The sequence below is a fragment of the Burkholderia sp. LFS061 genome, from assembly GCF_047978125.1.
Lineage (GTDB): Bacteria > Pseudomonadota > Gammaproteobacteria > Burkholderiales > Burkholderiaceae > Burkholderia > Burkholderia pyrrocinia_C.
Window position 1 is genome coordinate 149,054 of sequence record NZ_JBFPFS010000006.1, and the last position, 20,183, is coordinate 169,236.

A 20,183-nucleotide genomic window follows, 5' to 3' on the forward strand; every position below is an offset into this window, starting at 1 on the left:
ATTCCACTATCGATATATCTCTACGGGGGCAATCCGCACATGAAGAAACAAATTTCGTCGATCGCCGCGGGGCAGACCGCGAAGGCGCTGATCCTCGTCTACCTGACGTTCAGCGTGCCGATCGTGCTGCTCGGCATTCTCGTCGCGTACATCCGTTACGGGATGGTCGAGTTGAGCACGATCCTGAGCGCGCTGCTGCTGAACGCCATCCTCGGCTTCGTGCTGCTGTGGATCGCATGCCACGCATACAACTGGGTCGCGTCGCGCTTCGGCGGCATCGAGATCGTGTTGTCCGATCCGCCGGAGGAAGCGTGAGCGACGCGCCGCTGATCCGCGCGGCCGAAGCGCGCGACGCCGGCGCGATCCTCGCGCTGATGCGCGAGCTGGCCGAATTCGAGAAGCTCACGCACCTGTTCGTCGCGACCGAAGCGGATCTCGCCGACGCGCTGTTCGGCGAGCGGCCTGCCGCCGAAGCGCTCGTGGCCGAGCGCAACGGCGCGATCGTCGCGTATGCGCTGTTCTTTCACAACTATTCGACGTTCCTCGGTCGTCGCGGCCTCTATCTCGAGGATCTGTACGTGCAGCCGTCGCAGCGCGGCACCGGCCTCGGCACCGCGATGCTGCGCCACCTCGCGGCACTGGCCGTCGAGCGTCGTTGCGGGCGTTTCGAATGGTCGGTCCTCGACTGGAACCAGCCCGCGATCGATTTCTACGAAAAGATGGGCGCGACCGTGCTGCCCGAATGGCGCATCGTTCGCGTAACGGGCGACGCGCTGGATACGCTCGCAGGCCGCTGAGCGTCGGCCCGCGCGAGCCGCGGCCGAACTACCCTGCCGCAAAAGGAAACGGGCGCCGACGGCGCCCGATTTCATTGCGATCCGCCCGCACTCGAGCGGCTGAACCCGTCAAGCGTCGTCGGCATCGGCACCGCCGTCCGCACCGTCCGAACCGAGCAAGCCAGCCGCCGTATCGCCCGGCAACGCCTCGACCTGCTTCAGCTTGCGGCTCATCACACGCGTACGCTGTTCGGCGGACTCGATCGAGCGTGTGACCGTTTCCAGCTGCGCCTTCGTGCGCGCGAGCACGTCGCCGAACTTGCCGAACTCCGTCTTCACCGCGCCGAGCACCTGCCAGACCTCGCTCGAGCGCTGCTCGATCGCAAGCGTACGGAACCCCATCTGCAGGCTGTTCAGCAACGCGGTGAGCGTCGTCGGCCCCGCGACGGTCACGCGGTAGTCGCGCTGCAGCAGGTCGGTCAGCCCCGGGCGGCGCAGGATCTCCGCATAAAGCCCTTCGGTCGGCAGGAACAGCAGTGCGAAATCGGTCGTGTGCGGCGGCGCGACGTACTTCTCCGCGATCGTGCGCGCCTCCAGCCGCACGCGCGCTTCAAGCGCACGGGCCGCTTCCTCGACCGCCACCGCATCGGCGCGCTCCTGCGCGTCGATCAGCCGCTCGTAGTCTTCGCGCGGGAATTTCGCGTCGATCGGCAGCCACACCGGCGGTGCATCGCGCGTGCCCGCATCGCGGCCCGGCAGCCGGATCGCGAATTCGACGCGCTCGGTACTTTTCGGCACCGTCGCGACGTTCTTCGCGTACTGATCGGGTGTCAGCATCTGTTCGAGCAGCGCCTCGAGCTGCACCTCGCCCCAGGTGCCGCGCGTCTTCACGTTGGTCAGCACCTTTTTCAGGTCGCCGACGCCCGCCGCGAGCGTCTGCATCTCGCCGAGCCCGCGATGGACCTGCTCGAGCCGGTCCGACACGAGCTTGAACGATTCGCCGAGCCGCTGTTCGAGCGTCGCGTGCAGTTTCTCGTCAACGGTGCGGCGCATCTCCTCGAGCTTCGCCGCGTTGTTCGTCTCGATTTCCTTCAGCCGCTGTTCGAGCGTCGCGCGCACTTCGCCGATCCGGCGATCGTTCGCTTCGGTCAGTTGCGTGAGCTGCCGGTTCAACGTATCGCCGAACAACCTGAGCGCGGCCGTCTGCTCCTCGCGCGCCTGCTGCGCCTGACGCTGCACGCTCTCGCGCATCGCGTCGAACTGCTGCGCATTGCCGGCGACGAGCTTGCCGAGCTGCTGAGCGAAACCCTCGATCTGGTTGTTCTGCACGGTCGCCACGCTCGTCAATTGCGCGGCGAGCGTCTGCTGAAGCTGCGAGAAACTGCCGGCCAGCTCGGTGCGCGAACCGCGCGCGTTCTCGACGATCTCGCCGCGCAATTCGCGTTCGAGCCGCTCGACCGCGCGCGCCTGCGCATGCGCGGCATCCTCGATCTGGTCGCCGAGCACCGCCGCATCGTCGTGGCGGCCGCCGCCGCGAACGATCGCGACGATCGCCACCGCGAGCGCGACGGCCAGCACGACGACCGCCGCAAGCAACAACGTCATCGTCATGCGCGCGGCTTCCCGATCACGTCAGGGTTGATCGGATTCGGCGGCTGCCCCGCGCGCGGCCCCTCGCCCAGTGCGGCGATCAGGTTGTCGGCGGCAAGGTTCGCCATCGCACGGCGCGTCTTTTCGGTCGCGCTCGCGATATGCGGCGTCAGCACGACGTTCGGCACCTCGAGCAGCGCCGGATGCACGGCCGGTTCGCCTTCGTACACGTCGAGGCCGGCCGCGGCGATCGTCCCGTCGCGCAGCGCGGCGGCCAGCGCCGCGTCGTCGACGATCCCGCCGCGCGCGATGTTGGTCAGCGTCGCGGTGGGCTTCATCTTCGCGAGTTCGGCCGCGCCGATCGTGTGATGGTTTTCCTTCGTGTACGGCAGCACGAGCACGACGTGATCGGCGCGCGCGAGCAGCGCATCCTTCGACACGTATTCGGCGTTCAGCTCGGCCTCGATCTCGGGGGCGACCCGCGACCGGTTGTGATAGATCACCTGCATCCCGAAACCGCGCGCGCGGCGCGCGAGCGCCTGGCCGATTCGGCCCATCCCGATGACGCCGAGCGTCGAGCCGTAAATGTCGTTGCCGAGGAAACCGTCGTACGCCCACTTCTGCCAGTGACCGGCGCGCAGCCAGTGTTCGGATTCGGCGATCCGGCGCGCGGCGGCCATCATCAGCGCCCAGCCGAAATCGGCGGTCGACTCGTTCAGCACGTCCGGCGTGTTGGTGCCGAGCACGTTCGCCGCGTTGAACGCGGCCATGTCGAAGTTGTTGTAGCCGACCGCCATGTTCGACACGACGCGCAGGCGCGGCGCCGCCGCGAGCGCCGCCGCGCCGACTGGATCGCCGGCCGTCAGCGCGCCGTCCTTGTCGGCCAGACGCGCGGTGAGCGCATCGGGTGCGAGCGCGTCGCCGTCGTTCCAGTCGACTTCGAAATACTGCTTGAGGCGTTCGATCACGTCCGGAAAGATCGGACGCGCGACCAGAATCTTCTGCATCGCCATCTCCGTATGCCGCGGGCCGATCGCGGCGCGCATCGCGCCGCCGGGACTGCCCGCGCTTGGTTGAAAGTTGTCAGGTTACGCCGGGAAGAAGATCAGCGACGTCAGCAGGAACACCGGCACCAGGATGACGAGCGCCCAGCCGAGGTATGCGAAGAAGCTCGGCATCTTCACGCCGCGCGACTCCGCGATCGCCTTCACCATGAAATTCGGCGCGTTGCCGATATAGCTGTTCGCGCCCATGAACACCGCGCCCGCGGAAATCGCGGCGAGCGTCGACGCACCCGTCGTCATCAGCGTCTGCGCATCGCCGCCCGCGAGGTTGAAGAACACCAGATAGGTCGGCGCATTGTCGAGGAACGACGACAGTAGGCCCGTCGCCCAGAAGTACATCGCGTCGATCGGCTTGCCGTCCGGCCCCGTGACGAGATGGACGATCTGCGCGAATGCGCCGTCCGCGCCCGCGCGCAGGATCACGATCACCGGCGCGATCGTCACGAAGATTCCCGCGAACAGCTTCGCGACCTCCTCGATCGGCGCCCAGTTGAACGCGTTGCCTTCACGTGCGGAACGCGGCGTCAGCGCGAGCGACGCGAGCGTCACGACCACGAGCGCGACGTCGCGCGCGAGGTTCTGCAACGCGACGTGCGTGCCCCACACGTCGAACGCGATGTCCGGCTTCCAGATGCCGCTCATCAGCACGAGCGCGACCACGGCCGCGAGCAGCACGAAGTTGATCTTGCCGTCGATCGACAGCGCCGCGCCGTCGGGCGTCGGGTCGAGCGCGGCCGGCCGCTCCTCGCCGCCCTTCCGGTAGAAATACGTGTCGAGCACGAAGAACAGCGCCAGCAGCACGACGCAGATGAACAGCATCGGCAGCGCGAGATGGGTCGTCGTCCAGAAGAAGCTCACGCCGTTCAGGAATCCGAGGAACAACGGCGGATCGCCGAGCGGCGACAGCGAGCCGCCCGCGTTCGCGACGAGGAAGATGAAGAAAATCACGACGTGCACGACATGCTTGCGGTTGTCGTTCGCGCGCAGCAGCGGCCGGATCAACAGCATCGCGGCGCCGGTCGTGCCCATCACGCTCGCGAGCAGCGTGCCGAGCGCGAGGATCGCGGTGTTCAGCTTCGGCGATCCGTGCAGGTTGCCGTTCACGCAGATGCCGCCTGCCACCGTATAGAGCGCGGTGAGCAGCACGATGAACGGAATGTATTCCTCGAGCAGCGCATGCACGAGCGTGCCGAACGCGGTGCCCGCGCCGAACGCGAACGCGAACGGGATCAGGAACACGACCGCCCACCCCGCCGCAATCTTGCCGAAGTGGTGATGCCAGAATACCGGGGCAGCGAGCGGGAACAGTGCGATGGACAGCAGGATCCCGGCAAACGGGATGCCCCAGAGCGCGGACAGTGCGGCACCGTCGAGCGTTGCGGCCGATGCAAGCGCGGGAACGGCGCCAAGCGCGACTCCCGACGCCATGCCCGCCCAGGCGGCATGTCGTTTCATGCAGAACTTCCTTGTTCGAGTGGTAGTGGATGCGGCGGGCGCGTCATGCGCCCCGGACGACGATCGCATGCACGCGGTACGGGCCGTGCGCGCCCAGTACGATGGTCTGCTCGATGTCGCCCGTGCGCGACGGGCCCGACACGAAATTGACCGCGCGCGGCAACTCGCCGCGCTCCGCACGGATCAGCGCGAACGCGTCTTCATGACCGGCGACGATCCGCGACGCGGGCACGATCGCGATGTGCGTCTCCGGCAGCAGGCCGGCCGATGCATAGGTATCGGGACCGGACAGCAGCACCAGCGAACCCGTTTCGGCGGTCGCGCAAAAGCAGCCCGTGAGGCCGACGAGATCGCCGTCGCGCGGCTTGCGGCACTCGACCGACAGGCCTGCGCCGGCCCAGTCGAGATCGGCCAGCGTGCGCCATGCGACGGCCTGCGTTGGCAGGCCGTGAGCGGAAAGATAGCGGGCAGCGGCGGCCGGTGCGTCGGCGAGCGCCGCGACTTCGTCGACCGTCGTCGACAGGCGTGCCGCTTCGTCGACGAATGCGGCAACGAGATCGGCCGGCATCGGCGGGCGCGGGCCCTGCGGATGGCGGGCGAGATAATCGGCGACGCCGTCGCGCTCCGCTGCATCGGGCTCGGCCGCGCGCCCCTGCGCCGCGCGAATGCGCGCGAGGATCTGGCGACGGGCAGCAGAAGTGTCCATGAACGGTCCTCGTGACGTTGGCGTGCAATACGTCGGATTATACCGGCCGCCCCTGCCGCCACGCACCTTCGACCGAACGGCCGACGCTCACTTCGACGCGTCTTCCTCGACCGGCTGCGCGATGCCGAACACCTGGCGCAGGTAGGCGAGATAGGCCTTGTCGTCGCACATGCTCTTGCCCGGCGAATCCGACAGCTTCGCGACCGGCTGGCCGTTGCAGCGCACCATCTTGATCACGATCTGCAGCGGCACGTAGCCGAGGTCGTTGGTGAGGTTCGTGCCGACGCCGAACGCGAGCTTGCAACGGCCGCGGAACCGTTCGTACAACTGCATGACCTTCGGGATGTCGAGCGCGTCCGAGAACACGAGCACCTTCGTGCGCGGGTCGCACCGGTTCGCCTCGTAATGGCGCAGCATCCGCTCGCCCCAGTCGAACGGATCGCCCGAATCGTGACGCGCGCCGTCGAACAGCTTGCAGAAGTACATGTCGAAGTCGTTCAGGAACGCATCCATCCCGTAGACGTCCGACAGCGCGATCCCGAGGTCGCCGCGGTATTCCTTCGCCCACATCTCGAAGCCGTAGATCTGCGAGTCGCGCAGCCTCGGGCCGAGCGCCTGGCACGCCTGCAGGTACTCGTGAGCCATCGTGCCGAGCGGCGTGATGTCGTGCTTCATCGCGTAAAGCACGTTGCTCGTGCCCGCGAACTGCGGGCCGAGGCCGTCGCGCAGCGTGAGCGCGACTTCCTCGTGCCAGACCTTCGAGAAGCGCCGGCGCGTGCCGTAGTCGGCGATCTTGCAGTCGGCGAACTCGGGCTTCGCGCCGAGCAGCTTGATCTTCTCGCGCAGCCGCTCGCGGCCTTCGCGATAGTCGGGCTCGCGCTGCGTGTTGCGGAAATAGACTTCGTTGACGATCGCGAGCACCGGGATCTCGAACAGGATCGTATGCAGCCACGGCCCCTCGATCTCGATGTCGATCTCGCCGTTGCCCTTCGGCGAAGGCGTGATCGAGATGTACTTTTCGTTCAGGTGGAACAGCGCGAGGAAGTCGACGAAATCGCTCTTGATGAAGCGCATCCGCCGCAGGTAGTCGAGTTCGACGTCGGAAAAACGCAGCGAGCACAGGCCGCGCACCTCGTCGCGGATCTCGTCGATGTACGGCACGAGATCGACGCCTTGCGTGCGGCACTTGAAACGGTATTCGACGTTGGCCGCCGGGAAGTGATGCAGAACGACCTGCATCATCGTGAACTTGTAGAGATCCGTGTCGAGCAGCGAAGTGATGATCATGATTTGCGGCACCGCCAATATCGTGACAGGGCCCCGGCGCACAGCGCGCCGCCCGGTCTGTCGGCCATGTTACCCGAATGCGGGCCCGACCATCGCGAAACCGCCTGCCGCCCCGCTCCGTCGCGCCGACGCCCGTATCCGGGTTCCGCTTTGCGCGCCCCTCGGCGGGGCCCCATAAACTAATCACGAAACGATATAAGCCGGAAAGCCGACCACGCCATGCTGGTTTTGCGCTTCAGTTACAATGCCGCTTTTGGCGCCAACGCCACCCCATATATACCGCCAAGCAGGAGCGTTTTAATGACTCACGTTGTGACCGAAGGCTGCATCAAGTGCAAATACACGGATTGCGTGGATGTGTGCCCGGTGGATTGCTTCCGTGAAGGTCCCAACTTTCTCGCCATCGATCCGGACGAGTGCATCGACTGCGCCGTGTGCGTTGCCGAGTGCCCGACCAATGCGATCTATGCCGAAGAAGACGTTCCGGGCGACCAGCAGCAGTTCACCGAGCTGAATGCCGAGCTGGCAAAGGGCTGGCCGTCGATCACGAAGACCAAGCCGGCACCGGCCGACGCGGACGAGTGGAAGGACGTGCAGGACAAGCTGCACCTGCTCGAGCGCTGATCGCGCGGCGGCCGCAGAATTTTTTTGTGCGCTGCGGCCCAAAAGTATTGACAGGTTAGCCAACACTCCATACAATCTCGCTTCTCTGCTGTTTGTTCCCCGATAGCTCAGTCGGTAGAGCGCCGGACTGTTAATCCGTAGGTCCCTGGTTCGAGCCCAGGTCGGGGAGCCAAAAATGCATAGGCCCGTTGAAAGTGGACGGGCTTTTTGCTGGTAACCGAACACGCAGATGTACCGATTTATTCCCCGATAGCTCAGTCGGTAGAGCGCCGGACTGTTAATCCGTAGGTCCCTGGTTCGAGCCCAGGTCGGGGAGCCAGACAGCGAAAGGCCCGTCATTCGACGGGCCTTTTGTTTTTCCGGCCGCCCTTTCGCGTTATCGTGGCCCGGTCCCGCGCATGCTAGAGTCTCTATCCCGCATTCGCATCCGGTTCCGTCGATGAAGCACCGCCTCCTGCGCGCCGCCCCCTTCGCCGTCCTGCTCTCCGCATTCGCCATCGCGCCGCTCGCGCACGCGGAGGAAGTCGGCAGCGTCAATACCCACTTCCGCGTAACGGGCTCCGACCGCGTCGTCGTCGAGGCGTACGACGATCCGGTCGTGAACGGCGTGACCTGCTATGTGTCCCGCGCACGCACGGGCGGCATCAAGGGCACGCTCGGCGTCGCCGAGGATCCGAGCGAGGCGTCGATCGCGTGCCGGCAGGTCGGCCCCATCACTTTCAAGGAGCCGCTCAAGCAGCAGACCGACGTGTTCAGCGAACGCATGTCGTTCATCTTCAAGACGCTGCACGTCGTGCGCGTGGTCGACAAGAAGCGCAACACGATCGTCTACCTGACCTACAGTGACCGCATCGTCAGCGGCAGCCCGAAGAACGCCGTCACCGCGGTGCCGATGCCGGCCGGCACGACGATTCCGGTCAAGTAAGGCCCGCACCTGACGGGCGCGCGAGCGATACACTGTCGGTTCGACCGCTCCCGCGCCCGATCATGTCTGCCACCCGCCTTCCAGACTCCGCACGCTACTGGCGCACGCCGCTGCTGCCGGAGGCAGATCTGGTCACGGCCACCTATCGCGACCACACGTTCGCGCCCCACTGGCACGACGCGTACACGATCCCCGTGATTCTCGAAGGCGCGGAACGCTTCACCTATCGCGGCAGCGGCCATGTCGCCGAAACGGGCACCGTGCCCGTGATCAATCCCGGCGAAGTGCATACGGGCTCGCGCGCGGCCGACGAAGGCTGGTGCTATCGCGTCAGCTACATGCCGGTCGAATTCATCCGCGAACTCACAAGCGCGATCGCCGGCCGCCCGCAGGACGCGCCGTGGTTTGCCCCCGACGTGATTCGCGACGCCGACCTCGCGGCCCGGCTCACGCTGGCACACCGGATGATGGAAGCCGGCAGCGAGCGCGCGCTGTCCTCCCATGCGCACGGGCAGCCGGCCGACGATCCGGCGGCCGGCGATCCGGCGGCCGGTGATCCAGCCTCCGGCGCACCCATCTATGATCCGCTCGCCGCCGAAACGGCCATGCTCGACGCGCTGTCGACGCTGATCGTGCGCCATGCCGACGCGCAGCCGCGACCGGCGCCGCTCGCGGCGGACGAACCGCGCGTCGATGCGATGCGCGAGCGGCTCGCCGCCGATCTCACGTGCACGGTGACGCTCGACGAAGTCGCGCAGGCGGCCGGCCTGTCGCCGTTCCACGCGGCGCGCCTGTTCACGCGTACGACCGGCATGCCGCCGCATGCCTGGCGCAACCAGCTGCGATTGCAGCGCGCGCTGGCGCCGCTGCGGGCGGGCGTGCCCGTCGCCGACGTCGCGGCGGCCAGCGGCTTCGTCGACCAGAGCCACTTCACGCGGCATTTCAAACGGATGTTCGGCGTGCCGCCCGGGCGCTGGCAGGCGAGCTGACGCGCGGCTTCCCGCATCCGGCCGTTCGCTTGCCGCCGCGCCGACAACCGCCCGGGCAGCCACCCTCCCGCGACCGCAAGAACATACAAGCCCGAAAACCACCGGCCCGCTATCCTCCAGCGCATGGAGGAGCACGCTTTGAACCCGACACCCGCATCGCCCCGTCGCCGCCCGCTCAATGAATGGCTCGACGGCGCGCGCGACACGATCCCGATGATGATCGGCGCTGCGCCGTTCGGCGTGATTTTCGGCACGCTCGTCGGCGGCGGTCCGCTTGCCGCGTGGCACGGCGTGCTGATGTCGCTCGCCGTGTTCGCGGGCTCCGCGCAGTTCATCGCGCTCGGCCTGATCGCGGGCAGCGCGAGCTTCGTCGTCGTACTCGCGACGACGCTGATCGTGAACCTGCGCCACCTGCTGTACAGCGCGACGCTCGCGCCCTATGTCGCGCACCTGCCGCTGCGCTGGCGCGCCACGCTCGGCGCGCTGATGACCGACGAGGTCTTCGCGGTCGCCTATGCGCACTACCGGCACTTCCCGCCCGGTACGATCGGCCCGCACTACTTTTTCGGCTCCGGGCTCGCGATGTACCTGAACTGGCAGGTCTGGACGCTCGCGGGCATCGGCTTCGGCGCGGCATTCCCGGGCCTGCAGTCGCTCGGCCTCGATTTCGCGATGGCGGCGACCTTCATCGCGATCGTCGTCCCGCAGCTCGGCACGCTGCGCTATTTCGCGGCGGCCGCGACGGCCGGCACGCTCGCGTACTTCTGGCAGGGCTGGCCGTACAAGCTCGGGCTGCTCGGCGCGGTTGCCGCCGGCGTCGCGATCGGCGTCGCGCTGACACTGCGGCACGAGCGCTCGCGCACGCGGTCACGCACGGAGGCCGCATCGTGAGCTACGCGCTGCTGATCCTCGGGATGGCCGCCATCACCTACGCAATCCGCACGACGCTGTTCCTGTTCGGCGAGCGGCTGACCTTCCCGCCGCTCGTGCGGACCGCACTCGGCTTCGTGCCCGTCACCGTGCTGACCGCGATCATCGTGCCGATGACCGTCTCGCCGCATGGCGGCACGGCCGAACTGACCTGGCGTAATCCGCAGCTCGTCGGCGCGCTCGCCGCCGTGCTCGTGTCGGCTGCGACCCGCCGCCCGCTCGTGACGATCGCGGCGGGTCTCGCGGTGTTCTTTTTCTGGCAAGGGATCGTGCTGCCGCACTGGCTGCCCGCCTGAGCGGACACTCCACCGCGCGCGCTCAAGTTTCCGCGCGGCGCGCCGATATAGGAAATGAAAACCCGCCACCGGCCTCGGCGCGCACCGGTCAGTCGACGCTGCGCCCGCACCGGTGCGCCGTGCCGACCGCCGGCCTGCGCGGGCCGCCATCGAGACGATTCATGGGCCAGATCACCCTTTCCCTCAAGGACGACACGCTCGAGTCCCTGCGCAAGGACTACGACGCGTTCGTCCGCGTGTCGCTGAAACTCGACCCGCAGTTCGCGACACCGTCGTTCGAGGATTTCCTGCGCGCGAAGCTGCTCGACAACATGGTTCCGCTGACCGAGCACGCGGTGCAGCGCATGCTGCAGGGCGGCCAGTACGCGTGGGCAAAGCGCACGCTCGACAAGGAATTTCCGGACGTCGTCGCGATCCTGATGCGGCAGGCCGGCGAATTCGGCTTCGGTTTCGCGTCGCGCTCCGAATGGACGCCCGACGAACTCGCGAAGGCGTGCCGCGACTGGGCGAAGGCGATCGTCGCCGAGGCGCAGGGCGACCCGGCGCAGATCGACCCGCTCGCGTCGCAGATCAAGGGCGCGGCTCAGGACATCCAGGCGCTCGAAGAACTGATGCAGACGCCCGCATGGCGGCTCGCGGAATCGCTGCGGCAACGGATTTACGAGGCCAAGCTCGCATGCGAGATGAGCGTCGGCAGCACCGCGCGCGACAAGCTCGGCGAACTGCGCGGATTGCTGCGGCTCGGGCTCGCACATGGCTCGTTCCAAAAACAGGAAGCGCAGCAGATCATGGAATACCTGCGGCTGCTGAAACCGGAGATCTTCGTCGAAGAGCCGTACGACGTCTTCGCGCGGCTCGCCGCATGGCTGCGCAGCGTATTCACGCCGGCTGCCGCGCGCCCCGCGCAGGGACAAGGCCAGGGACAGCGCCGGCCGTGACCGCGCGCCCGCGCTGCTGAAAGCATGAACACATGAAAACGGCCCGGTTCGCGCGAAGTGAACCGGGCCGCCGGACGGCCGCCGTCGCGACGCGCCGTCCAGGGCGAGCGTCGCGCGGCGCCAGGCACCGCTTACTGCGTGGCGCCCTGGGCCGATGCACCGCCCTCCGCGCCGACCGATGCACCGCCCTCGGTTGCTTCGCCGGCCTTCGCCTTGGCCGAGCCGACATGGCTCTTGGCCGACTTCGCGGTGTGCTTCGCGTGCTTCTTGGCCGAGTGGACGGCCGACGACGCCGTATCCTTCGCGCCGTCGGCTGCCGCGCCGACCGCATCGGTTGCGCCGCCGACCGCATTGCCCGACGCGTTCGTGCCGGCGCTACCCTGCACGCCCGCGCCGACGCCCGCTGCCGGGGTCTGCGCCTGCACGCCGGCACCTGCCGCGCCCTGCGCCGCCGTGCCCGTCTGGGCAAACGCGGCCGAAGTGGCGAACGCCGTCAGCGCGGCACCGATCAGCATCGTACGAATCTTGGACATGACAATCCTCCTCAAGAAGTTGTGGGCGCGAACCGCAGCGATGCGGTCCGTCGCGTCCCCCGCCGCAACACGCAGCAGGTACGACAAAAGACCCGCGGCCCGCACGGCAGGTTCTCGAATCTCTCAGACTGTTACCCACCGTTTCATTTGCTGACGAATCGCTCACAGTCCTTAACATCTGCGTGCCGCGACCGCCCGCGCTCGCACGCCGGCCCGCGGTGCCGTATGATGCGAGGCGATTCCTTCCGCGCATTGCGCACCTTTTTCGTCATGCCCAACCTGGATTTCACGCTGACCGGCGAATACGTCGAGCTGCACAACCTTCTCAAGATCACCGGCCTCGCGGACAGCGGCGGCACCGCGAAACTGATCGTCGCGTCCGGCGCGGTGAAAGTCGACGGCGCGGTCGAGCTTCGCAAGACCTGCAAGATCCGCGCGGGCCAGGTCGTGCTGCTCGGCGACACGCGCATCGCGGTGCGCGAGGCTTAGGGCCTGTTCCCCCTGTCCGCGACATGGCCATCGGCGCGCGCGTTCGACACGGTACGAATAAAGCCGTAAGCTAGCCGGCTCTCAAAATAAATACAGACAGCGCGGGCCCGCACCCGCGCGAGCGCCCATTCCATGTCGCATTCCGGTCTCACGCGGACGGCCGCCGCGCCGCCGTCGCTGTCCAGTCACGCTGCCGATACCGCGCGCCTCGCCGCACCGCTCGCGATCGCGCAACTTTCACAAATGGCGATGAGCGTCACCGACACGGTGCTGCTCGGTTCGCTCGGCCCCGATTCGCTCGCGGCCGGCGGTCTCGGCGCGAACTTCTTCTTCGTCATCGTCACCATTCTGCAAGGCGTGCTGTCGTCGGTCAGCGTGAGCGTCGCACATGCGCGCGGCGCCCAGGCCGAGGACCGCGTGCCGCACATCTACTGGACCGGGTTCGCGCTATCCGTGCTGCTCGCGATTCCGGCAATCGTCGCGCTGTCGCTGGCCGAACCGATCCTGCTGATGTTCCACGAGCCGCCGCTGCTCGCGCATCACGTCGGCGAATACACGGGCATCCTCCGCTTCGCGGCGCTCGGCAGCCTGATCGGCGTCGGGCTGATGCGCGCGTTCCTGCCGGCGATCGGCGCCGCGCGGCGGCTGCTATGGGTGTCGATCGGCGGCGTCGGTGTCAACGGCGTGCTGAACTACGGGCTGATCCACGGCGCATTCGGGCTGCCGCGCCTCGGCTTTCTCGGGTCGGCGGTCGCGACGACGATCACGATCTGGCTCACCGCGCTCGCGCTGATCTGGCTGCTGCACGGCCGGCAGCGCTTCCGCCATTTCGTGACCGCGGCGCGCCCGAAGCTGCCCGTGATGGGCGAGCTGATCGGCATCGGCTGGCCCGTTGCGATCACGTACGGGGTCGAATCGACGCTGTTCCTCGGCACCGGCCTAACGGTCGGCGTACTCGGCGCGACGTCGCTCGCCGCGCACCAGATCGCGCTGAACGTCGCGTCGGTATCGTTCATGGTGCCGCTCGCGATCGGCCAGGCCGCCAACGTCCGGGTCGGCTACTGGGTCGGCGCGGGCTCGCCCGTCGCCGCGCGGCATGCGGGCTTCGTCGCGCTCGCGCTCGGCGTCGCGTTCATGTCGCTGTCGGGCGTCGTGATGATCGTCGCGCCGCACACGATCGTCGGCCTGTATCTTCATCTCGACGACCCGGCCAATGCGGCCACGGTGTCGCTCGCGGCATCGCTGCTCGGCATCGCCGCGGTGTTCCAGATCGTCGACGGGATGCAGACCGTCGCGTCGGGCGCGCTGCGCGGCTTGAAGGACACGCGCATCCCGATGCTCGCCGCGACCTTCGGCTACTGGGGCATCGGCTTCCCGACCGGCTACTGGTTCGCGTTCCATGCAGGCCTCGGCGCGCGCGGCCTGTGGTGGGGGCTCGCGGCCGGCCTCGCGAGCGTCGCGGCGCTGATGGCATGGCGCTTTCATCTGAAGACCGCGTCGCTCATCGCGGCGCGGCATTGAGCGCGACACGACACGAAATCGCGGCCGACGCTATGCTTGTCGGCTGAAGGCCCGAAGTCCCGAAGACGCCGCGCGAGCGGCGCGACTGCCTCACGATACGCCCGACGCCGCGCATTGCGCGGCCTTTCCCCTTTCCAAGAGGAGTGCATCATGAACGAAGCAGTTCGGATGGAACGCGACACGTTCGGCGAGATCGCCGTGCCGGCCGACCGGCTCTGGGGCGCGCAGACCGAGCGCTCGCTGCAGAATTTCCGGATCTCGACGGAGAAGCAGTCGCCCGAGCTGATCCACGCGCTGGCGATCGTCAAGCGTGCCGCGGCGGCCGTGAACCAGTCGCTCGGCGTGCTGGCCGACGACAAGGCGCGCGCGATCATCGACGCGGCCGACGAGATCATCGCCGGCAAGCATCCGCGCGAATTCCCGCTCGCGGTCTGGCAGACGGGCTCCGGCACGCAGACCAACATGAACCTCAACGAGGTGATCGCGAACCGCGCGAGCGAGCTGATGGGCGGCGAGCGCGGCGAAGCGCGCAAGGTTCATCCGAACGACGACGTGAACCGCGGCCAATCGTCGAACGACGTGTTCCCGACCGCGATGCACGTCGCGGCCGCGTACGCGATCGTCAATCACCTGCTGCCGGCGCTGCGCACGCTGCGCACGACGCTCGACGCGAAATCGAAGGCGTTCGCCGATATCGTGAAGATCGGCCGCACGCACCTGCAGGACGCGACACCGCTCACGCTCGGCCAGGAGTTTTCCGGCTATGTCGCGCAACTCGACCAGGGCATCCGTCACGTCGAATCGGCGCTGCCGCACCTGTACGAACTCGCACTCGGCGGCACCGCGGTCGGCACGGGGCTGAACGCGCATCCGGAGTTCGCGGTGCGCGTCGCCGACGAAATCGGCCGCCTGGCGAAGCTGCCGTTCGTGACGGCGCCGAGCAAGTTCGAGGTGATGGCGGCGGCCGACGCGCTGGTGTTCGCGCACGGCGCGCTGAAGACCGTCGCGGCCGGCCTGATGAAGATCGCGAACGACGTCCGCTGGCTCGCGAGCGGGCCGCGCTGCGGGCTCGGCGAGCTGTCGATTCCGGAGAACGAGCCGGGCAGCTCGATCATGCCGGGCAAGGTGAACCCGACACAGTCGGAGGCCGTGACGATGCTGTGCTGCCAGGTGTTCGGCAACGACGTCGCGGTCAACGTCGGCGGCGCGAGCGGCAATTTCGAACTGAACGTGTTCCGGCCGATGATCGCGCACAACGTACTGCAATCGGTGCGGCTGCTCGCCGACGGCGCGCAGAGCTTCAACGACCACTGCGCGGTGGGCATCGAGCCGAATCGCGCGCGCATCGACCTGCTGCTGAACGAATCGCTGATGCTCGTGACGGCGCTCAATCCGCATATCGGCTACGACAAGTCCGCGCAGATCGCGAAGAAGGCGCACAAGGAAGGCACGACGCTGAAGGCTGCCGCGCTCGCGCTCGGCTATCTGACCGAGGCGGAATTCGATGCGTGGGTGCGACCCGAGCAGATGATCGGGTCGCGGTAACGGCGGAACGACGGGCGCGGCGCCCGCGACGGTCAGACCGCGCCTTTCGCGACCTCTTCCGGCTTCATCTCGACGATCTTGTCGAGCGCGGCCCGCACGTCGGCCGCATATTTTGCGAGCACCTTCTGCTCGTCGGTCTCGGGCACGAACGGCGGCACCGGCACCGGGTTGCCGTTCTCGTCGACCGCGACGAACACGACCAGGCAATCGGTCGTCTGGCGCAACACGCCGCCCTTCGGATCGCCAGCGTGCACGGATACATGGATGTGCATGCTGGTGCGCCCCGTCGCGACGACGCGCGCCTTCAGCTCGACGAGATTGCCGACCAGGATCGGGCGCTGGAAACGGATGTTGCCGACACTGACCGTCACGCAATAGCGGCTCGACCAGACGGCCGCGCATGCATACGCGACCTCGTCGATCCACTTCATCAGCGCGCCGCCATGCACCTTGCCGCCGAAGTTCACGGACGACGGCTCGGCGAGGAAGCGGAATACGGTTTCGGTGCGGTCGAGAGCGGCCGGTACGGGGGACGGTTGGGGCATCTTGTTGGCTCCGGGCGGCAGGGGCGCTGTAATCGGGCCATTATACGTTGCACTGCGGCAACGCGCCGCGGGGCGCCCAATGTGGCGCGGCGGCGCCGACGCGCCTGAAACGTACGCGGATCGGCGCCCGTCAGCGGCGTATCGTGATGCCCTGGTCGATCGTCCCGTACATCTCGAGGCTGCCGCCCCGCTCGCCGGCAGCGCCCGCGCCGCCCTGCGCACAGGCCGAGCAGACGAGCACGGCCGCCAACAGGCAGAAAATCGTCTTCATCATTGCATCGTGTCACGTGCGGCGGCCCGCTGCCGCCGCGTCCGGCCATTCTACGCGTGCCCCGCACGGGGCCGCAGTCCGGTCTTCCGCAAGGTCGGTGCCCGCGCCGGTACCGCTATTCGACATTTCAGCCGGATCCGAAACATCGAATGCCCGCACCCACTACACTGCAAGTCATCCCGCCTGACGAGATACGACGATGACCGATCACGACGACCACCACTTTCCGGGCCTGAGCCGCATCGGCGCGCTGATCGCCGACCCGGGGCGCGCCGCGATGCTGTGGGTGCTGATGGACGGCAGCGCGCGACCGGCCGGCGAACTGACGATGATCGCGGGGCTGTCGCCGTCCGCGGCAAGCGCGCATCTCGCGCGGCTGACCGAAGGCGGCCTGCTCGCGCTCGAAGTGCGCGGCCGGCACCGCTATTACCGGATCGCATCGTCCGACATCGCGGCATCGCTCGAGGCGCTCGCGAACGTCGCCCGCGCGGCCGCGCCGCACCGCCCGGTTCCGCCGCCGTCGCGCACGGTGCCGGCCGAACTGCGCTACGCACGCACCTGCTACGACCACATGGCCGGCGAACTCGCAGTGCGCATCTTCGACGGGCTCACCGCGCACGGCTGGCTGCTCGCCAACGGCGATGAGATCGAGATCACCGAACTCGGCACCCGGGCGCTCGCGCAATGGGGCATCGACGTCGCCCAGCAGCGCGCGCGCCGGCGCCGCTTCGCGTGCGGCTGTCTCGACTGGAGCGAGCGGCGCTCGCATCTCGGCGGCGCGCTCGGCGCCGCACTGCTCGAGAGCTTCTGTGCGCACGGCTGGATCGAGCGCTCCGCACGACCGCGCGTGCTGCGCGTCACCGTGCCCGGACAGCAGGTTTTCGACGGGTGGCTTACGTCCGCTTGACGCCAGCATTGCAGCTGCACGACAACGGCTCGCGATGGACAGGTTTTGTTACATCGCGTGCCATCCGGCTTACAAAACACCGAGCACTGAAACAGACCGAGCGGATATTGTGAACTCAACGGCACGAATCGACGCGCCGCGATAACGACGAAGACGCTCACCATGGCCCCCCTGTTCACGCTCAAGCGATCCGCCCGCTATACGCTGCTCGCGTTCGTCGCGCTTGCGACGCTGCCCCCCGCATTCGCACAATCGGCCGATGCCCCGCCGTATGCGGCCGCGGCTCGGCAACCGGGCGGCGATCCGCCGGGCCGCGTCGCGCGGCTCAATTACCTGTCGGGCGCCGTGACGACCGAACCGGCCGGCACCGATACATGGTCGTATGCCGCCGTGAACCGGCCGCTGACGACCGGCGACCAGCTCTGGAACGATGCCGGCGCGCGCTCGGAACTGCACATCGGCTCGACCGCGGTGCGGCTCGGCAATTCGACGAGCCTGTCGGTGCTGAACCTCGACGACACGACGACGCAACTGAAGGTCGGCCTCGGCACCGTATCGACGCACGTGCGCCAGCTGCCGGCCGGCGGATCGTACGAAATCGACACGCCGAACCTCGCGCTCGGCATCACGGGCCCCGGCGACTATCGCGTCGATGTCGCGCCGAACGGAGCGAGCACGACGGTCACGGTGCGCAGCGGCAGCGCGACCGCCTACGGCAGCAACGGACAATACCCGCTGTCACCCGGACAGCAGGTCGTGTTCACGGGCACCGACCTGCAGGTTGCGCAGCAATCGCCCGCGCCGGGCCCCGATGCGCTCGACCAGTGGGCCGCCAGCCGCGACGCGTCCGAGGAGCGCTCGGTATCGGCCCGCTATGTGTCCCGCGACGTTCCCGGCTACCAGGATCTCGACGCGAACGGCACGTGGCGCGAAACCCCGAATTACGGCTCGGTATGGGTGCCGAACGACACGCCGGCCGACTGGGCGCCGTATCACGACGGCCACTGGATCTGGCAGGCACCGTGGGGCTGGACGTGGGTCGACGATGCACCGTGGGGCTTCGCGCCGTATCACTACGGCCGCTGGGCGTACGTGGACGATAGCTGGGCATGGGTGCCCGGCCCGATGGTCGTCAGCCAGCCGCCCGTCTATGCGCCGGCGCTCGTCGCGTTCGTCGGTGGCGGCGGCGGTCCCGACTGGAGCGTCGCGCTCACCGTCGGCGGCGTCGCCGCGGCCGGCTGCGCATGGTTCGCGCTCGGCCCGGGTGAGCCGTGGCACCCCGGCTGGGGCGGCTGGAGCCCGCACTACTACGATCGCGTGAACCGCAACATCGTGGTGAACAACGTCAACGTGAACAAGACCGTGAACGTGACGAACATCACCAATATCACCAACATCAACAAGACGTACGTGAACTTCCACGCGCCGCACGCGATCGCGGCCGTGCCGGCCTCCGCGTTCGTGCACGGTCAACCTGTTGCGCACTTCTCGCAGCATGTCGATCCGCAGCAATGGCGCAATGCGCACGTGACACCGGGTACGCCCGGTATCGCGCCGGTGCGCCAGAGCTTTACCGGCGGGCTGCGCAATGCCGGCTACCGTCCGCCGGAGGCGATCGCGCAGCACCCGTACGTCGCGACGCGCAATCCTGCCGTGCCGGCCGCGTATCGCGACCAGGCCGCCGCCCACCTCGCGCAGCAAGGCGCACGCGTGCCGGGCGCCGGCGCCCCCGTCGTGAAGACGAACGTGCCGGCCGACTACACGGCTCGCCCGGTTCGCGTTCCGGGCAACCCGAACGGCGGCGCATGGGCAATGCACAACGTGCAGCTCGTGAATCCGCACGGCCCCGTCGTGCAACCTTCACGCGCGCCGCGCGAAGGCCAGCCGCCAGCCGCGCAGGCCGGACGTCCGGGCGCACCGGTGCCGGTGCCGGGCGCGCCGACTCTCGCGCGGCCGGCGAACGGCGAGAACCCCAATGCGCCGCGCTTCGCCAACGGCGGCATGCCGCAGGCACCGGGCAACCCGGCGCCGCGCCAGGCGTTCGGGCCCGGAAACGGTGTCCCGCATCCGCCGGTGGCCGGCAATTTCCCGTCGGGCAACGGCAACGCGCACGCAGCCGAGGCGCCGTCACCGGCGTGGATGCAGCCGCACACGCCGATGGAGCGTCAACGCCCCGCCCCGCCGGCCGCGCTGCACGCGGCAGGACAGAATGCGCTGCCGCCCGTGCGCAGCGCGGTGCCGGTGCCGCATCCGGACGGCACGCCGGCTCCGCAGGGCGCGCAGCCCGGCGGCCGGAACGAAGCGCCGCGCGCGCTGCCGCAGCCGAGGTTCGACAATACGGCGCAAATCCCGCAGCCGCGTCCGCGCCCCGAATTCCCGACGCCGGCCCAGCATGGGCAGCCGCAACCGGAACGGGCCGCCCCCGCGCCGCAACCGCGCCCCGAATTCGCGCAACCGGCGCCACACCGCGAAGTCGCACCGCCGCGCGTGAACGAGTACCGCCCGCCGGCCCCCGCCGCACATGAAATGCCGCGCCCGCAGCCGCAGGCGCCGCGCATGGAGCCACGGCCGTCGATGCCCGCACCGCACGTGGAACCGCGCCCGTCGATGCCCGCGCCCCGAATGGAACCGCGGCCGCAACCGGCGCCGCACGTCGAGGCGCCGCGCCCGAGCAACCCGCCGCCGCAAGGCGGTCACGAAGAGCGGCACCGCCAGTAAGTGCCGCAAACGTGAAGCAAAAAGGCCCGACCGGCTGATGCCGGTCAGGCCTTCTTTCTGCGGGGGCCGCGCGA

21 protein-coding genes and 2 tRNA genes are annotated in these 20,183 nt (G+C 68.3%); 15 read left to right on the top strand and 8 right to left on the bottom strand.

The annotated features are described in order from the left end of the window. Positions 1-39: 39 nt before the first annotated feature. Both ACNQQL_RS07695 and ACNQQL_RS07700 read left to right on the top strand, forming a co-directional pair. Positions 40-315, top strand: a complete 276-nt coding sequence (locus ACNQQL_RS07695; protein ID WP_006476519.1) for a hypothetical protein — start codon at positions 40-42, stop codon at positions 313-315. Beyond that, complete coding sequence (locus ACNQQL_RS07700) at positions 312-797, top strand: GNAT family N-acetyltransferase (RefSeq protein ID WP_347063750.1); 486 nt, start codon at positions 312-314, stop codon at positions 795-797. Before ACNQQL_RS07695 ends, ACNQQL_RS07700 begins: the two co-directional genes overlap by 4 nt. 108 nt (positions 798-905) lie before the next feature. On the opposite strand, the gene rmuC is transcribed toward ACNQQL_RS07700, so the two are convergent. The 5 genes from rmuC to pncB form a co-directional block, all read right to left on the bottom strand. Then, positions 906-2,387: a DNA recombination protein RmuC gene (rmuC, locus tag ACNQQL_RS07705; protein ID WP_347063751.1), complete on the bottom strand. Its 1,482-nt coding sequence runs from the start codon at positions 2,385-2,387 to the stop codon at positions 906-908. Next, complete coding sequence (locus ACNQQL_RS07710) at positions 2,384-3,373, bottom strand: 2-hydroxyacid dehydrogenase (protein ID WP_072436418.1); 990 nt, start codon at positions 3,371-3,373, stop codon at positions 2,384-2,386. The genes rmuC and ACNQQL_RS07710 overlap by 4 nt, the downstream gene beginning before the upstream one ends. Positions 3,374-3,454: 81 nt before the next feature. Continuing rightward, positions 3,455-4,885: a sodium:proton antiporter gene (locus ACNQQL_RS07715; protein WP_347063752.1), complete on the bottom strand. Its 1,431-nt coding sequence runs from the start codon at positions 4,883-4,885 to the stop codon at positions 3,455-3,457. 43 nt (positions 4,886-4,928) lie between these two features. After that, entirely contained in the window at positions 4,929-5,591 is a 663-nt protein-coding gene (locus ACNQQL_RS07720; protein WP_111017539.1) for a LutC/YkgG family protein, read from the bottom strand. Between the two features lie 87 nt (positions 5,592-5,678). Next, positions 5,679-6,878, bottom strand: coding sequence for a nicotinate phosphoribosyltransferase (gene pncB, locus ACNQQL_RS07725; protein WP_204426016.1), 1,200 nt, complete (start codon positions 6,876-6,878; stop codon positions 5,679-5,681). Between the two features lie 300 nt (positions 6,879-7,178). On the opposite strand from pncB, the gene fdxA reads away from it, so the two are divergent. From fdxA to ACNQQL_RS07765, 8 genes are all read left to right on the top strand, one after another. Next, on the top strand, positions 7,179-7,502 hold the full coding sequence (gene fdxA / locus ACNQQL_RS07730; RefSeq protein ID WP_034183076.1) for a ferredoxin FdxA: 324 nt from the start codon (positions 7,179-7,181) through the stop codon (positions 7,500-7,502). A gap of 96 nt (positions 7,503-7,598) precedes the next feature. Next, positions 7,599-7,674: transfer RNA gene (locus ACNQQL_RS07735), tRNA-Asn, on the top strand. A 71-nt stretch (positions 7,675-7,745) separates the two neighbouring features. Beyond that, positions 7,746-7,821 (top strand) — tRNA-Asn (locus ACNQQL_RS07740). A gap of 120 nt (positions 7,822-7,941) precedes the next feature. Continuing rightward, positions 7,942-8,427 (top strand): CreA family protein, encoded by a 486-nt coding sequence (locus ACNQQL_RS07745; protein ID WP_072436022.1) that lies wholly within the window; start codon positions 7,942-7,944, stop codon positions 8,425-8,427. A 62-nt stretch (positions 8,428-8,489) separates the two neighbouring features. Then, entirely contained in the window at positions 8,490-9,416 is a 927-nt protein-coding gene (locus ACNQQL_RS07750) for an AraC family transcriptional regulator (protein ID WP_347063753.1), read from the top strand. A gap of 123 nt (positions 9,417-9,539) precedes the next feature. Next, positions 9,540-10,307, top strand: a complete 768-nt coding sequence (locus tag ACNQQL_RS07755; protein WP_347063754.1) for an AzlC family ABC transporter permease — start codon at positions 9,540-9,542, stop codon at positions 10,305-10,307. Then, positions 10,304-10,642 (top strand): AzlD domain-containing protein, encoded by a 339-nt coding sequence (locus ACNQQL_RS07760; RefSeq protein WP_347063755.1) that lies wholly within the window; start codon positions 10,304-10,306, stop codon positions 10,640-10,642. The genes ACNQQL_RS07755 and ACNQQL_RS07760 overlap by 4 nt, the downstream gene beginning before the upstream one ends. A 161-nt stretch (positions 10,643-10,803) precedes the next feature. Beyond that, the gene (locus ACNQQL_RS07765) at positions 10,804-11,580 is read left to right on the top strand and encodes a DUF4088 family protein (RefSeq protein WP_072436025.1); all 777 of its coding nucleotides are present in this window, start codon (positions 10,804-10,806) and stop codon (positions 11,578-11,580) included. A 131-nt stretch (positions 11,581-11,711) separates the two neighbouring features. Here ACNQQL_RS07765 and ACNQQL_RS07770 read toward each other — a convergent pair whose 3' ends face one another. Further along, complete coding sequence (locus ACNQQL_RS07770; RefSeq protein ID WP_347063756.1) at positions 11,712-12,113, bottom strand: hypothetical protein; 402 nt, start codon at positions 12,111-12,113, stop codon at positions 11,712-11,714. A 270-nt stretch (positions 12,114-12,383) separates the two neighbouring features. Between ACNQQL_RS07770 and ACNQQL_RS07775 the strand changes: the two genes are divergently transcribed. From ACNQQL_RS07775 to fumC, 3 genes are all read left to right on the top strand, one after another. Continuing rightward, entirely contained in the window at positions 12,384-12,602 is a 219-nt protein-coding gene (locus tag ACNQQL_RS07775; protein WP_006486208.1) for an RNA-binding S4 domain-containing protein, read from the top strand. 132 nt (positions 12,603-12,734) lie between these two features. Next, positions 12,735-14,123, top strand: a complete 1,389-nt coding sequence (norM, locus tag ACNQQL_RS07780; RefSeq protein ID WP_065500472.1) for a multidrug efflux MATE transporter NorM — start codon at positions 12,735-12,737, stop codon at positions 14,121-14,123. Positions 14,124-14,273: 150 nt separating this feature from the next. Further along, on the top strand, positions 14,274-15,668 hold the full coding sequence (fumC, locus tag ACNQQL_RS07785) for a class II fumarate hydratase (RefSeq protein WP_175963730.1): 1,395 nt from the start codon (positions 14,274-14,276) through the stop codon (positions 15,666-15,668). Positions 15,669-15,700: 32 nt separating this feature from the next. Here fumC and ACNQQL_RS07790 read toward each other — a convergent pair whose 3' ends face one another. Then, a complete protein-coding gene (locus ACNQQL_RS07790; protein ID WP_011544912.1) occupies positions 15,701-16,213 on the bottom strand; it encodes an acyl-CoA thioesterase in 513 nt (170 codons plus the stop codon). Positions 16,214-16,343: 130 nt separating this feature from the next. After that, positions 16,344-16,487, bottom strand: coding sequence for a hypothetical protein (locus tag ACNQQL_RS07795; protein ID WP_310137330.1), 144 nt, complete (start codon positions 16,485-16,487; stop codon positions 16,344-16,346). Positions 16,488-16,683: 196 nt separating this feature from the next. Between ACNQQL_RS07795 and ACNQQL_RS07800 the strand changes: the two genes are divergently transcribed. Continuing rightward, entirely contained in the window at positions 16,684-17,391 is a 708-nt protein-coding gene (locus tag ACNQQL_RS07800) for a helix-turn-helix transcriptional regulator (RefSeq protein ID WP_347063757.1), read from the top strand. Between the two features lie 162 nt (positions 17,392-17,553). Then, positions 17,554-20,109 carry a DUF6600 domain-containing protein gene (locus ACNQQL_RS07805; RefSeq protein ID WP_347063758.1) on the top strand — a complete coding sequence of 852 codons (2,556 nt, stop codon included), beginning with the start codon at positions 17,554-17,556 and terminating at the stop codon, positions 20,107-20,109. The last annotated feature ends 74 nt before the right edge of the window (positions 20,110-20,183 follow it).